This window comes from Flavobacterium endophyticum, assembly GCF_003634455.1.
GTDB classification, from domain to species: domain Bacteria; phylum Bacteroidota; class Bacteroidia; order Flavobacteriales; family Flavobacteriaceae; genus Flavobacterium; species Flavobacterium endophyticum.
This window is the reverse complement of record NZ_RBLC01000006.1, coordinates 74641-88218: the sequence shown is the minus strand read 5'-3', so window position 1 is coordinate 88218 and position 13578 is coordinate 74641. Positions and strand designations below refer to the sequence as shown.

15 protein-coding genes are annotated in these 13578 nt (G+C 37.3%); 6 read left to right on the top strand and 9 right to left on the bottom strand.

The genetic code is table 11. The annotated features are described in order from the left end of the window. Positions 1-196: hypothetical protein (locus tag CLV94_RS17110; RefSeq protein WP_211331204.1), on the top strand; the 196-nt coding region annotated here is incomplete at its 5' end. Here the strand turns inward: CLV94_RS17110 and CLV94_RS16250 are convergent. From CLV94_RS16250 to CLV94_RS16230, 5 genes are all read right to left on the bottom strand, one after another. Beyond that, on the bottom strand, positions 193-666 hold the full coding sequence (locus tag CLV94_RS16250; protein WP_121377566.1) for a PepSY-like domain-containing protein: 474 nt from the start codon (positions 664-666) through the stop codon (positions 193-195). The genes CLV94_RS17110 and CLV94_RS16250 overlap by 4 nt on opposite strands. Positions 667-687: 21 nt before the next feature. Next, on the bottom strand, positions 688-1125 hold the full coding sequence (locus CLV94_RS16245) for a PepSY-like domain-containing protein (RefSeq protein ID WP_121377565.1): 438 nt from the start codon (positions 1123-1125) through the stop codon (positions 688-690). 73 nt (positions 1126-1198) lie between these two features. Next, entirely contained in the window at positions 1199-2470 is a 1272-nt protein-coding gene (locus tag CLV94_RS16240) for a sensor histidine kinase (RefSeq protein ID WP_121377564.1), read from the bottom strand. Beyond that, positions 2470-3141, bottom strand: a complete 672-nt coding sequence (locus tag CLV94_RS16235; RefSeq protein ID WP_121377563.1) for a response regulator transcription factor — start codon at positions 3139-3141, stop codon at positions 2470-2472. The genes CLV94_RS16240 and CLV94_RS16235 overlap by 1 nt, the downstream gene beginning before the upstream one ends. A gap of 87 nt (positions 3142-3228) precedes the next feature. Continuing rightward, positions 3229-4848, bottom strand: a complete 1620-nt coding sequence (locus CLV94_RS16230; RefSeq protein WP_121377562.1) for an ABC transporter substrate-binding protein — start codon at positions 4846-4848, stop codon at positions 3229-3231. Between the two features lie 95 nt (positions 4849-4943). Here CLV94_RS16230 and mtaB point away from each other — a divergent pair, with 95 nt between their 5' ends. Continuing rightward, complete coding sequence (gene mtaB / locus CLV94_RS16225; protein ID WP_121377573.1) at positions 4944-6272, top strand: tRNA (N(6)-L-threonylcarbamoyladenosine(37)-C(2))-methylthiotransferase MtaB; 1329 nt, start codon at positions 4944-4946, stop codon at positions 6270-6272. A 7-nt stretch (positions 6273-6279) separates the two neighbouring features. Here mtaB and CLV94_RS16220 read toward each other — a convergent pair whose 3' ends face one another. Together CLV94_RS16220 and CLV94_RS16215 are read right to left on the bottom strand one after the other, a co-directional pair. After that, positions 6280-6618: a hypothetical protein gene (locus tag CLV94_RS16220; protein WP_121377561.1), complete on the bottom strand. Its 339-nt coding sequence runs from the start codon at positions 6616-6618 to the stop codon at positions 6280-6282. Positions 6619-6700: 82 nt separating this feature from the next. Next, on the bottom strand, positions 6701-6985 hold the full coding sequence (locus tag CLV94_RS16215; RefSeq protein WP_121377560.1) for a GNAT family N-acetyltransferase: 285 nt from the start codon (positions 6983-6985) through the stop codon (positions 6701-6703). A gap of 202 nt (positions 6986-7187) precedes the next feature. Here CLV94_RS16215 and CLV94_RS16210 point away from each other — a divergent pair, with 202 nt between their 5' ends. Both CLV94_RS16210 and CLV94_RS16205 read left to right on the top strand, forming a co-directional pair. Continuing rightward, positions 7188-7850, top strand: a complete 663-nt coding sequence (locus tag CLV94_RS16210; RefSeq protein ID WP_121377559.1) for an alpha/beta hydrolase family protein — start codon at positions 7188-7190, stop codon at positions 7848-7850. Between the two features lie 52 nt (positions 7851-7902). Next, positions 7903-8796: a lytic transglycosylase domain-containing protein gene (locus CLV94_RS16205; RefSeq protein ID WP_121377558.1), complete on the top strand. Its 894-nt coding sequence runs from the start codon at positions 7903-7905 to the stop codon at positions 8794-8796. A 30-nt stretch (positions 8797-8826) separates the two neighbouring features. Here CLV94_RS16205 and CLV94_RS16200 read toward each other — a convergent pair whose 3' ends face one another. Continuing rightward, the gene (locus CLV94_RS16200; protein WP_121377557.1) at positions 8827-9453 is read right to left on the bottom strand and encodes a TlpA family protein disulfide reductase; all 627 of its coding nucleotides are present in this window, start codon (positions 9451-9453) and stop codon (positions 8827-8829) included. Positions 9454-9682: 229 nt separating this feature from the next. After that, entirely contained in the window at positions 9683-10198 is a 516-nt protein-coding gene (locus tag CLV94_RS16195) for a DUF2892 domain-containing protein (RefSeq protein WP_121377556.1), read from the bottom strand. A gap of 168 nt (positions 10199-10366) precedes the next feature. Here CLV94_RS16195 and rpmH point away from each other — a divergent pair, with 168 nt between their 5' ends. Both rpmH and carB read left to right on the top strand, forming a co-directional pair. Then, entirely contained in the window at positions 10367-10528 is a 162-nt protein-coding gene (gene rpmH, locus CLV94_RS16190) for a 50S ribosomal protein L34 (RefSeq protein ID WP_008464848.1), read from the top strand. 170 nt (positions 10529-10698) lie between these two features. Further along, positions 10699-13551 (top strand): carbamoyl-phosphate synthase large subunit, encoded by a 2853-nt coding sequence (gene carB / locus CLV94_RS16185; RefSeq protein WP_121377555.1) that lies wholly within the window; start codon positions 10699-10701, stop codon positions 13549-13551. Positions 13552-13578 lie beyond the last annotated feature (27 nt).

The window sequence follows — 13578 nt, the reverse complement described above, 5'->3', positions numbered from 1 at the left end:
ACCCGCTTCCTTCGACCGACTACTGGTTCAAGGTCCTGTACCAGGAGAACGGGACGGGCAAGGAGTTCAAGGCGCACTTCTCGCTCAAGAGATAAAAGATAATTTTTGTTTAGGTTTTATTTTGATTGATAAAAGAAGCTTCTGTAATAACGGAAGCTCCTTTTTGATTTTGATGAAGAATGGATGGGCAGATTAAGAATCAGCTCTTATAAATTCTCCTTGGGCGTTAAATACCAAATCTAAGCCACTGGAAAGCTCTATATCGTAGCCGGTTACTTCAATTTCGATAGTGTTTATAGTCTGCCCTGCATAATTTGCAGTAACATACGAAGTGATAGATGCTGGAATAATGGCGGCAGGAACAGCTTGAGTATTTCCGTCAACATCTGTCCAATTTCCATTCGCGTTGAAGTCAATTTCGAAACCATTGGAAAGATAAACGTCATAGATGGAGCCATCATCATCGGCAACAGAATTTTGTTTTACCAAAGTATACGTTGCTTCAGGAAAATGCGTCGTTATAAAGTTTCGAGCATTTTCAGGAAGAGCACTAGATTCAATAACATTCGAGTTGTTATTTTCATTATCATCGCTGGAACAAGAAGCTAGTATCAGCATGAATGATGCAAAAAATCCGGCTAGCAATACATTTTTAATAGTTTTCATATCTCTAATAATTTAAATGAATTAATTGTCTATTCTTAAAAATTTTCCATTGGAATCAAATTCTAATTCTATTCCGTTACTAAGATCGACTTCATAGCCCCAATGACCTTTGTCAATTTTAGTGATTGAAACCTCCTTATAATTTGACTTTACATAAGAAGCTATTTTTGCTGGAATAGTAGTAGTTGGAATTGGAGTATGGTTTCCGTCAATTTCTTCCCAGTTGCCTTTGCTGTCAAATTCAACTTCGGTATTATTCGAAAATCGGACCTTATAGTCTGTTGAAAATGTCTCTTTGTCTTTTACGATAGAGGCAGGATTTTCATTTGCGAAATGTTCCTTTAGAAAGGCTTGTGCTTTTGCAGGAAGTTCGGCTGTTGTGATTGTAGTTTTTTGTGCATGAGCCGAAAAACTGAATAGTAGACCTGCAATTAGGCTTAAACTCATTTGTGTTTTCATAACTAGTTGTTTTAAATTCTATACAAGATTACATGCAGAATTTGGAAACAATTAGGAATAAATGCCCAATAGGTTATTTTTTTGGAAAAATTATTTTAAACTGGTGATTTCCATTAAAAGTATATGCGATGGAAATAGAGTAGGTATTGGTAATCGATTTTACGATTGCCAAGCCCAAACCAGTAGATTCATTGGTATTTGTAAGCCTGTAAAATCGGTTGAAAATGATTTCAGGATTTAAGGAAGAAGCCGTGCCAGAGTTCGAGATTATGAAATCATGTTCGTTTATTATAAATTCGACTGAACCGCCTTGATAGTTATGGATTAAAGCATTTTTAAGGAGATTGCTTGCCAATGCCGTAGCCAGTCCTTTGTTCATGTTGAATTGAAGCGACGCGGTTTCTTCAATAGTAATAGTAACTTTTTTGAAATCGGCTAAATCTGAAAAATCATCTGCTAATTGACGAATGAGTTCGTTAAAATTGATAGGCTCTTCATCTGAAAATTGTTGGTTTTCAATCTTAGACAGCATTAATAGCGATTTGTTCAAACGTACCAATCGATTTAGTGTATCTGTGATTTTTCCTATCTCGATCATCTGTTCGTCAGGAAGTGTATTGTTTTCTGCAAACAGCTCTAATTTGTTGATGCTGATCGCTAATGGCGTCTGCAATTCGTGCGAGGCATTTTCGATAAATTGTTTTTGGCTGGAATAGATCATTTCGTTTCGTTGCAGCATTTCTTCTACTTCTTTCGCCAAAGTCTTAAACTCGTCAATTGGAGAACTTACGGATTTTACACGAGCGCCCGTTCCTAATTTAAAGTTTTTCAGATTAGCCAAAATAGCGTGAAACGATTTCCAGATTCGCTTCAAGAGAAAATGATTTACGACCAAAATGCTTATGACCAGCATGACGTATAGGCCCAAAAGTGCTAAAAGCAAGTCTTCTAAAAGTTCGTCTTCTTCAACGATAGAAGCTTTGATGATGAGCTCGTGCGGCTTTCCATTTTTGTCGTTGAATACTGTTTTCAGGGTTCGGATGGGCTCATCGTCATCGTCATATTCCATAAATTCTGCCGCTGTGAAGAATTCGTCTTTATAAGAGTAATTTCCTCTTGGAAGCGGCTTTATCGTGAATTTATTAATTCCAAATTCAGGGGTGTTGAGCAGTTTTTCATCAGCAAAAGCCTGTCTGATGATAATGATCTTTGAGTTTTTGAGATCGTCGTCAATATTGTCATAGACTTCATCCAAAATCAGTACATAAAACAAGCCCGCCCAAATTGGGATTACGGCAAGAAGCGTAATGGCCAGATAGCGTAGCGTGTAATTTTGTAGTTTCATCAGCTCATTTTATAACCAATGCCGTAAACTGCCTGAATGTCGATTTCGGCATCGGCATCTTTCAATTTTTTGCGAAGGTTTTTTATTTGCGAATATACGAAATCTAGATTGTCGGCTTGGTCGGTATGGTCACCCCAAACGTATTCAGCCAAGGCCGTTTTGTTAATCAGCCGATTCGGATTGATGACAAAATAATACAGCAGGTCAAACTCTTTTCGGTTCAAGACCAGATTTTCATCGTTGACAGAAACGCTTCGTTGTTCTGGAGATAGTGTCAGATTTCTCCAAATAATAAGATTGTCACCATTGTGGCTTTTCCTGCGGATAGCGGATTTAATTCGGGCATGCAATTCTGCGAGATGAAATGGTTTGCTCAAATAATCGTCGGCACCCAAATCCAAACCTTTTACTTTGTCATCTACTGCATCTTTTGCAGAAATGATAATCACGGCTTCCTGTTTCCGCTGTTTTTTTATTTCGGCTAACAAATCCAGACCGCTACCGTTGGGAAGCATGATATCGATCAAGACACAATCATAATCATAAGAACCGAGTTTGTCCAAGCCGGAAATAAAATCGTGTGCTGTTTCAACGATGTATTTTTCCTTTTCGAGCGATTGTTGGATCACTTCCCTAAGTCCGGCTTCGTCTTCAATGATTAAGATTTTCATGCTTTTGAAATTTTTGGATTTGCAGCCAAAATAAAATCAGATTTTGGAAACAATTGGGAATACTAGTGAATAGCTTGGTTTTTTGAATTATACTTTGCTCTTTTTTACGCGTCGCAAATCCAGCATATTTAGCGGATTTATTCCCAACCCAGAAACATCTTTTCTAGTAAAACGAGCAACTTTATCGTAGAATAACAGAATCACAGGGGATTCTTTCATGATCAAGGCATCCATTTTTTGATAAGTAGCAAAGCGCTTTGCATTGTCCGTTTCTAAAAAAGCCTGCTCGTATAATCGGTCAAATTCATCATTTTTAAAATGAGTATAATTAGGACCGTTTGGTGCAAAATTTTTACTATAAAATAAGGAAAGATAATTTTCGGCATCAGGATAATCGGCAATCCAGCTGGCTCTGAAAAAAGAAACTTTCCCTGTGGAAATAGCTTGTCTCAATGTGGCAGGCGGGTTCACGTCTATAGCAACATCTAGCCCGATTTTTTTCCATTCGCGCTGTAAATATTCTGAAATGTCCAGATAAGTAGCATTTGTACTCAATGCAATTTTTGGATTGAGATCCCCAGTTGTTTTTTTATAATCAGCTACCAAAGCTTTTGCTTTTTGGATGTCATAATCATATCCGATTTTTGTAGCATCAAAACTTGGCAATCCGGCCGGAATCATTCCATTGATGGCGGGAGTTCCCATGCCATTTCTTAAATAAGTTACTAATTTCTGTCTGTCAAAACCATAATTCATGGCTTGTCGAATTCTCTTGTCAAGCACGGCCTTTTCCTTTGAGTCCATGCGAAAGCCTAAATATTCGGTATTCAGATAAGGCCCGGTAATCATGTTCACGTCTTTCTTGTATTTTTCCTGAAGCTGTCCGCTTTGCGTCAGGATTTCATCTTTATAAGAAGGATGAAGGCCTGAAACAAAATCAATCTTTCCTTGTGCAAATTGAAGGAAACCGCTTTGTTTGTCTGGTAAAAAGGTAACAGCTACGGCTTCTAAATAAGGCAACTGATTTCCCTTTTCATCTTTTTCAAAATACAAAGGATTTTTTCTCAGAACTAACTTTACGTTTTCTTCCCAAAGCTTGAATTGAAAAGGACCAGTTCCTATCGGGTTTGTCCTAAAATCATAACCAGACATGGCAAAGGCTTCTTTCGGAACCACAGAAGCATATTTCATAGAAAGCAATCCTAAAAAGGCAGGAAATGGTTTCTTTAAATTGATTTCAAAAACAGAATCATTTTTCGCTTTAAAATTTTCAACATTCTGCATGATCCATCCGCCAGGAGAAGCTACTTTTTCATCTAAAAGACGATGGAAACTGTATTCAAAATCATTTGCATTTATAGTTCGAGTGGAATCTTTTCTGTTGACAAATACTTTGTTTTTGTGAAAAAAGACATCCTTTCTCAGCGTAAACGTATAGGTTTTTCCGTCTTCAGAAATCGCCCAAGATTTGGCTAGGTCTGGTTTTATGTTCAAGCTATCATCCAATTGAACAAGCCCGTTGTAGAGCTGATTGCACATCCAGATATTCTCTTGTGATTTTGCAAAAGCCGGATCAAGGGAACTTACATTGGCATCTTGATTGAATCGAAAAACTTCATGGTCGCGATTTTCTTTCGCATCTTTTCCACAGGAAAATAAAGTTAACGATATCCAAAATATTGATATATAGTAAATTATTGATTTCATTTTGAAAAATATTGTATGTAAATTTGCAGGCTATTTGCAAAATGTAAATATAGCTAAAGATACCAATTTCCCAATTTCTCGGAGGATTTATAATGATAGAGAACAGAAAAAAAGTTGCCTTTTATACCTTGGGATGTAAGCTGAATTTTTCAGAAACATCTACAATTGCCCGTAATTTTCAAGACGAAGGTTTTGATCGTGTCGAATTTGAAGAAGTGGCTGATATTTACGTTATCAATACGTGTTCCGTAACTGAAAACGCAGACAAGCAGTTCAAGCAAGTCGTAAAAAAGGCAATGAAACTAAATGATAAGGCGTTCGTAGCGGCCGTTGGTTGTTATGCACAATTGAAGCCAGAAGAACTCGCGGCGGTTGACGGTGTGGATTTGGTTTTAGGAGCAACAGAGAAATTCAAGATTACCGATTATATAAACGATCTGTCGAAAAATGATTTCGGCGAAGTGCATTCTTGCGAGATTTCAGAAGCTGACTTTTATGTAGGCAGTTATTCTATCGGCGATAGGACGAGGGCCTTTTTGAAAGTACAAGACGGATGTGATTATAAATGTACCTATTGTACGATTCCTTTGGCAAGAGGAATTTCAAGAAGCGATACTTTGGAAAACGTATTGAAAAATGCCAAAGAAATTTCACAGCAAAATATCAAAGAAATTGTCTTGACCGGAGTGAATATTGGCGATTACGGAAAAGGAGAGTTCGGCAATAAAAGACACGAACATACTTTTTACGAATTGGTTCAGGAGTTAGACAAAGTTGAAGGTATTGAACGCTTAAGGATTTCTTCAATCGAGCCGAATCTGCTTCGCAATGAAACGATAGAATTCGTTTCAAAATCAAGAACTTTCGTGCCACATTTCCATATTCCGTTGCAATCAGGAAGCAACGATATCTTGAAAAAAATGAAACGCCGTTACTTAAGAGAAGTGTATATGGAGCGTGTGAATAAAATCCGCGAAGTCATGCCGCATGCATGTATCGGTGTTGACGTGATTGTGGGATTTCCAGGTGAAACGGATGAGCATTTCTTAGAAACGTACCACTTCTTAAACAATTTGGATATTTCCTACTTGCATGTTTTTACGTATTCTGAAAGAGATAATACTGAAGCGGCTCAAATGCCAAATCCTGTTCCGGCTAATGTTCGTGCGAAAAGAAGCAAGATGTTGCGCGGACTTTCTGTAAAGAAAAGGAGAGCTTTTTATGAAAGCCAGCTAGGAACGAACAGAACTGTTTTGTTTGAAGGAGAAAACAAAGAAGGCTACATTCACGGTTTTACAGAAAATTATGTAAAAGTAAAAACGCCTTGGAATCCAGAATTGGTCAATACATTGCACGAAATCAATCTGACAAAAATTGACGAAGATGGTTCAGTGCGTATGGAATTCTTGAATGTCGAAGCTTAATTAAGCGCTAATATTTATAGTGAAACTTAATCTTGGTCACTCTAAAAACTGACTGTCCGTATTTTTCGATAAATTCAAAAGAGTTTCTGCCAGTCTGTTCAAAGCTTACGATGAGGGCGGCAGAGATTTCAAAATACATCTTTTCGCCTTCCATCATCATTCTGTCGCCGGTTTTTCTATAGCCAGAACGAATGAGCGTGAATTCCGATAAATTCCATGTTGTAGAATGGTTGTCAAAACTTTCCGTAAGGCTATAAAGTCCTTCCGTAATTTCTGTCTTGCAGCCGTAATATTTTTCGATATTTTCGAAGAAGCTGAGGATTTTGAGATTATTTTCTTCCGTCATTGGATAAAAATAATAAAAAATAATATTTCAAACATCAGAATAAAAATTTAACCTTCTGACTTTCGACTTTAAGACCTTCGACTTAAATTCGGATTCCAGGTGGAAGCAATTCCCTGTAAATAGGATTCTTTTTGAAAAATGCCGCAATTTTCGGGTGAATAGGAACTACTTTTAGCTTTCGCTCCTCTGCAATGGCCATAATATCCTTTAAAAAGTCATTTATGAATTCGTCATTTTCAAAATGGTCGGGCAGGTTGATTTTGGTGAGGAAAATTTTTTTCTCCTGAAAGGAGTATTCAACCGCAACTAATTTTCCTTCAAACTGTGTTTCAAATTGTCTTGAAAAAGTATTGTCTTTAATTTCCATAACTTAAATAATGTTTCAACGATGTAGCAATCGATAGTTGTAAAAGGCGTGATTTCTCTTTGATTTCGAAAACATTCCTGTCCTTAATTTATCGATTATTTAAAATAATGAGAAGAGTGGTTTAGAATAAAAACCATAATTTTATACAAATTTCGTAATAAAAACCTTTTGTTGCTGTTATGATAGCGTTAAAACAATTATGATGGAAAAAATTCCAGTGTATTTTATGCCAGGAATGGCGGCAAGCTCGACAATCTTTGAACGAATTCATCTTCCCGAAGACCAGTTTGAAATCTTCCTTTTAGAATGGGTACTTCCTTTAGATGGTGAAAGCCTGAAGCAATATGCTGAGCGTATTTCAAAAGAAATAAAACATGAGAATCCTGTGCTGGTCGGAGTTTCATTTGGAGGTGTCTTGGTGCAAGAAATGGCCAAATTTGTAAATCCCAGAAAGATTATAATTATTTCAAGTGTCAAAAGCAATGCTGAATTTCCAAGAAGAATGAAGATGGCAAAGTCTATCAAAGCCTATAAGCTGTTTCCGACCGGACTAATGCAAAATGTAGAGACGTTTGCCAAGTTTTCATTCGGAAATGACAAGATGAACAAAAGGCTGAAACTTTATGAAAAATTTCTGTCGATGCGAGACAAGAAATACCTAGATTGGGCTTTAGAGCAAATTATTCTGTGGGATAGGACAGAGCCGGATAGTAAAGTGGTTCATATCCATGGAGATGCAGACGAAGTTTTTCCTCCAAAATACATCAAGAATTTTATTCCCGTGAAAGACGGAACGCACATCATGATTATTAATAAATTCAGATGGCTGAATGAACATCTGCCAAAAATTATCCTGGATAATTAAAAATTGGTAAAATGTTTGTAGGTTTACAAAATACACTCAAAGAAAAAAGAACATGAACTTGATGAAAAAGACAGGCTTGATAGCCTCAGTTGTTTTGGTAAGCGGAATTTTAATTCATGCCGTTTCCAATGAAAAAATAGGAGAGAAGGCTCCTGTAGCGAAAGGATATTTTTTTCCAACAGAAATTGATTTTGCTGGTGAAAAAACACCTTTGCATATTGCCGACGTGAAAGAGCGTTTGGATAGAGAATTGCTGGTCAATGCCAATCTGGATGCTTCTACCTTGCTGATCATAAAAAGAGCCAATCGTTCTTTTCCGATAATTGAACCGATTTTAAAGAAAAACGGCGTTCCAGATGATTTTAAATATTTGGCTGTTGCCGAAAGTGCCTTGATGAATGCGACTTCTTCTGCTGGTGCAAAAGGATTTTGGCAATTCATGCCCGATACGGCAAAAGAAAGAGGCATGGAGGTGAATGATGGTGTCGATGAAAGATACCACTTAGAAAAATCAACGGAGGCGGCCTGCAAATACTTGCTAGATGCATATAGAAAATTCGGAAGCTGGACGCTAGCCGCTGCTTCGTATAATGGTGGTTTTGGCGGCGTAAACAAGCAGATTACGATTCAAGGAGTCACAAATTATTACGATTTGCTGCTAACAGATGAAACAGCGCGTTATGTTTTTAGAATTTTAGCCTTGAAACAGATCATGAAAAATCCAGTCGAATATGGATTTAATGTAGCGCCAGCCGAATTGTATCCTAACATTCCAACTAGAAAGCTAGAAATCGATAGTTCGATAACAGATTTGGCTGCTTTTGCAAAAGCACAAGGCATTAATTACAAGATTTTGAAAATCCACAATCCATGGCTTCGCGATAGAAAATTAACGAATCCGGCCAAGAAGAAATACATAATAGAAATTCCGACTGAAGGATATTAATCAAAAAGCGTTGCACCTGCAGCGCTTTTTTTAGTTTGTGGCAAGTCGTTCTTTTGATATGTTCTTATTGATTAAGATGGTGCTAAGCCCGTCTCGAAATGCATTATAATTTTGGGTATACGCCTTCATGTAGGCAACACTTGGACTTGAATTTCCTCCGCCTCTCTTGATATCTACGATTTTTAAATGCTCGTCTAGATAAAAACAAGTAGGAAATCCCAACGTATGCTTGATGGAAGAAATGGCAGGCGCATCGTTTTTATAAGTCTCATGTGCAAAACACACGGTAATATGGCTGTTGAATTTTTTAGCCACTTTTTTGACATTGTGTTTTTTGTCCCAGAACAAAACAACAAACTTTACGTCGTTGCTATATTTTTGTGCCAACTTGTTCAATGCAGGAATTTCTCCTTTGCTAGGAACGCACCACGAAGCATACGTAAGAAGGAAAATAGGTTTTTTGGACGATTCTAGATTTAGCTTGCCGCCTTGTATTTTTTTAAAAGAATAATTGTCAAATTTTGTTCCGACAAGCTGTCCTTTTACTAAGGAATCGAATAAGAACTTTCCTCTTTTGAAATCTTTATTTTTATAGGCCAGATTGCTTTCAGAGCTGTATTTCTTGAAGTTTATTTTGATTGCATCAGAAAAAAACATGTCATGCTCTTGGCTGAAAAGGAAGAGGGGGAATAGTAAAAGTGCTATTTTAACTAAATAAATCTTTCATGTATTAGTTAATTTGTTAAGTAAATTTACTGTAATTTATTAAAATAATACGATAAACTTATGTTTTAATCTATAAACTTGCCGAATTCACCGATAAACGAATAAAAAAGCCGTCTTAGAAACTTCCAAGACGGCTTTAAATATTTTGTACTCAGAAAGCTTATATTTTTTTCATCTGCTCTTTCATCATTTTTATCTGATCTTTCAGCATGTTCTGTTTGTCAAGCCTTTTGGCTTCGTTTAATAAATTCGTAGCTTCAATTTTTCGTCTTCTCGACATCGCAACTCCCGCAAGATTTAATTTAGCAACAGCCAAATCCATATCCATAGACAATCCTAATTCTATCGCTTTTTTGAAATACTTCTCAGCTTGCATCAAATTAGTTTGAGAAAGCATCAGTCCGTGAAGATAGTTGTAGTAACCTTGTTGTTTTCTGACCAAAGCGGTTTCTGGGTTCTTGATATAAGCTAACCATTTTTGTGCTCCAGCAAAATCTTGCTTCCTTAATTTTAAAAACGCCAAAAGGATGAATTCGTTTTTGAAATAAAGCAGAATGAAGACTAGCGATAAAAGGATAAGAAAAATTCCATTTCCTATATTATTTTCTGTAAATTGCCAAATGCCAGTAGCAATTATTAATCCGGCTAAGATGAGTTTGATATTTCTGTGAAACATAATTTTTACATATTTGAGTCGCAAAGGTAATAAAATCAATTAAAAATATTTTTATAAAACCACTTGCCAGAAAAAAAAGTCTTCGTATATTTGCACTCGGTTTTGGAACAGCATTGATTTCGAACCTATAAAAAGATATTTAATTAAGATTTTTAAAGATACAAAGCAATGAGCAAAAGAACGTTTCAACCATCGAAGAGAAAAAGAAGAAATAAGCACGGTTTTATGGACAGAATGGCTTCTGCCAATGGAAGAAAAGTGCTTGCTCGTAGAAGAGCTAAAGGAAGACATAAACTTACTGTTTCTTCTGAACCAAGACACAAAAAATAATGTTTTAGATAAACATCAATAAAGGCGTTACTTAATGTTAGTATCGCCTTTTTTTATACCTTGTCGCTAAATTAAATAGGCTCAGGGTCATAGATACGAGGTTTGAGGTTGCCTTTTATCTTGAATTCAAAACCCTGCATCCAGAATTAACTACAACAACACACAACAAAATGCCGAAAGACAATTCAATTAAATCAGTTTTAATCATCGGTTCAGGTCCAATTGTTATCGGACAAGCCTGCGAATTTGATTATGCTGGCTCGCAATCTGCACGATCCATCAGAGAAGAAGGAATTGAAGTTATCCTGATCAATTCCAATCCAGCCACAATCATGACCGACCCGTCAATGGCCGACCACATCTATTTGAAGCCACTGACGACAAAGTCGATTATCGAAATCCTTAAAGAACATCCTCAGATTGATGCCGTCTTGCCGACAATGGGCGGACAGACAGCTTTAAACTTATGTCTTGAAGCGGATGAAAAAGGAATCTGGGCTGATTTTGGTGTACGATTGATCGGAGTAGATATCAATGCCATTAATATTACAGAAGACAGAGAGCAGTTCAAGCAGCTTTTGGAAAGAATCGAAATACCGACAGCGCCTGCAAAAACAGCTACATCTTTCTTGCAAGGAAAAGAAATCGCACAAGAATTTGGGTTTCCATTGGTAATTCGTCCATCGTTTACATTGGGCGGAACTGGAGCGGCTTTTGTGCATACGAAGGAAGAATTCGACGAAAAACTGACTTACGGATTAGAAATGTCTCCAATTCATGAAGTTTTGATTGATAAAGCTTTGTTGGGTTGGAAAGAATACGAATTAGAATTGTTGAGAGATAAAAACGATAATGTCGTGATTATCTGCTCTATTGAAAATATGGATCCGATGGGAATCCACACAGGAGATTCTATTACGGTAGCTCCAGCAATGACTTTATCTGACGCGACTTTCCAAAAAATGCGCGATATGGCCATCAAAATGATGCGAAGCATCGGAAACTTTGCTGGCGGCTGTAACGTACAGTTTGCAGTTTCTCCAGATGAAAAAGAAGATATCGTAGCGATTGAGATCAATCCGCGTGTATCTCGTTCTTCAGCTTTGGCTTCAAAAGCAACAGGCTATCCGATTGCGAAAATCGCTTCGAAATTAGCTTTAGGTTATAACTTGGATGAATTGCAGAACCAAATTACAAAATCAACTTCAGCATTATTCGAGCCGACTTTGGACTACGTTATTGTAAAAATTCCACGTTGGAACTTCGATAAATTTGAAGGCGCAGACAGAACGCTAGGACTTCAGATGAAATCTGTTGGAGAAGTGATGGGAATCGGACGTTCGTTCCAAGAAGCGCTTCACAAAGCGACACAATCTCTTGAGATTAAAAGAAACGGTCTTGGTGCTGACGGAAAAGGTTATACCAATTACGAGCAAATCATCGAGAAATTGACGTATGCAAGTTGGGACCGAGTTTTCGTGATTTATGATGCGATTCAGATGGGAATTCCATTGAGCAGGATTCACGAAATCACTAAGATTGACATGTGGTTCCTGAAACAATATGAAGAATTGTATACGCTCGAAAAAGAAATCTCCAACTTCAAAATAGATACGCTTCCAAAAGAATTATTGCTAGAAGCGAAGCAGAAAGGTTTTGCAGACAGGCAGATTGCTCACATGATGGGATGTTTGGAAAGCCAAGTGCATAAATTGCGCGAAGACATGAATATTAATCGCGTTTATAAATTGGTAGATACTTGTGCGGCAGAATTTACGGCTAAAACACCGTATTACTATTCTACTTTCGAGGCAGAAATTGAAACTGCCGACGGAAAAAAATACGTCCACAACGAAAGTATTGTAACCGATAAAAAGAAAATCGTTGTCCTAGGTTCAGGTCCAAATCGAATCGGGCAAGGAATCGAATTCGATTATTCTTGTGTGCATGGCGTATTGGCAGCGAAAGAATGCGGTTATGAAACTATTATGATCAACTGTAATCCGGAAACGGTTTCTACAGATTTTGATACGGCTGATAAATTATACTTCGAACCTGTTTTCTGGGAGCATATTTACGACATCATCCAACATGAAAAACCAGAAGGAGTCATTGTACAATTAGGAGGACAGACGGCTTTAAAATTAGCTGAAAAACTTTCTAAATACGGAATCAAAATCATCGGAACCAGTTTTGATGCTTTGGATTTGGCGGAAGACAGAGGACGTTTTTCTGAACTTTTGACAGAACTAAAAATTCCTTTCCCACAGTTCGGTATTGCAGAAACAGCTGACGAAGCTGCGGCTTTAGCAGACAAATTAGATTTTCCTTTGCTGGTTCGTCCATCGTATGTTCTTGGCGGACAAGGGATGAAAATCGTAATCAATAAAAAAGAACTAGAAGAGCACGTAATTGATTTATTGCGAAGCATTCCAGGAAACAAATTGCTGCTGGATCATTATTTAGATGGCGCAATCGAAGCGGAAGCCGATGCTATCTGCGACGGCGAAAATGTGTACATCATCGGAATTATGGAGCATATTGAGCCATGTGGTGTGCACTCTGGAGATTCTAACGCGACATTGCCTCCTTTTAATCTTGGTGAATTTGTAATGCAGCAGATTAAAGACCATACCAAGAAAATTGCTTTGGCACTGAGAACGGTAGGATTGATTAACATCCAGTTTGCAATCAAAGACGATATGGTGTATATCATTGAGGCCAATCCTAGAGCTTCGAGAACTGTTCCGTTTATCGCGAAAGCGTATGGCGAGCCGTATGTGAATTATGCAACCAAAGTAATGCTCGGACATAACAAAGTGACTGACTTTAATTTTAATCCGCAGCTAAAAGGGTTTGCCATCAAGCAGCCGGTATTCTCTTTCAGCAAATTCGCAGGCGTAAACAAAGCTTTAGGTCCGGAAATGAAATCTACAGGAGAAAGCATTTTGTTTATTGATGATTTGAAAGACGATCAATTCTACGAATTGTACTCCAGAAGAAAAATGTACTTAAGTAAATAATAAAAAATCCCGATTTACAATCGGGAT

Excerpts from the sequence above, each read along its gene's own strand:
- CLV94_RS16250 (WP_121377566.1), bottom strand. The coding sequence starts at position 666 with ATGAAAACTATTAAAAATGTATTGCTAGCCGGATTTTTTGCATCATTC.
- CLV94_RS16210 (WP_121377559.1), top strand. The coding sequence starts at position 7,188 with ATGGAAAAAATTCCAGTGTATTTTATGCCAGGAATGGCGGCAAGCTCG.
- carB (WP_121377555.1), top strand. The coding sequence starts at position 10,699 with ATGCCGAAAGACAATTCAATTAAATCAGTTTTAATCATCGGTTCAGGT.
- CLV94_RS16215 (WP_121377560.1), bottom strand. The coding sequence starts at position 6,985 with ATGGAAATTAAAGACAATACTTTTTCAAGACAATTTGAAACACAGTTT.
- CLV94_RS16195 (WP_121377556.1), bottom strand. The coding sequence starts at position 10,198 with ATGTTTCACAGAAATATCAAACTCATCTTAGCCGGATTAATAATTGCT.
- CLV94_RS16235 (WP_121377563.1), bottom strand. The coding sequence starts at position 3,141 with ATGAAAATCTTAATCATTGAAGACGAAGCCGGACTTAGGGAAGTGATC.
- rpmH (WP_008464848.1), top strand. The coding sequence starts at position 10,367 with ATGAGCAAAAGAACGTTTCAACCATCGAAGAGAAAAAGAAGAAATAAG.
- CLV94_RS16230 (WP_121377562.1), bottom strand. The coding sequence starts at position 4,848 with ATGAAATCAATAATTTACTATATATCAATATTTTGGATATCGTTAACT.
- CLV94_RS16240 (WP_121377564.1), bottom strand. The coding sequence starts at position 2,470 with ATGAAACTACAAAATTACACGCTACGCTATCTGGCCATTACGCTTCTT.
- CLV94_RS16245 (WP_121377565.1), bottom strand. The coding sequence starts at position 1,125 with ATGAAAACACAAATGAGTTTAAGCCTAATTGCAGGTCTACTATTCAGT.
- CLV94_RS16205 (WP_121377558.1), top strand. The coding sequence starts at position 7,903 with ATGAACTTGATGAAAAAGACAGGCTTGATAGCCTCAGTTGTTTTGGTA.
- CLV94_RS16200 (WP_121377557.1), bottom strand. The coding sequence starts at position 9,453 with ATGTTTTTTTCTGATGCAATCAAAATAAACTTCAAGAAATACAGCTCT.
- CLV94_RS16220 (WP_121377561.1), bottom strand. The coding sequence starts at position 6,618 with ATGACGGAAGAAAATAATCTCAAAATCCTCAGCTTCTTCGAAAATATC.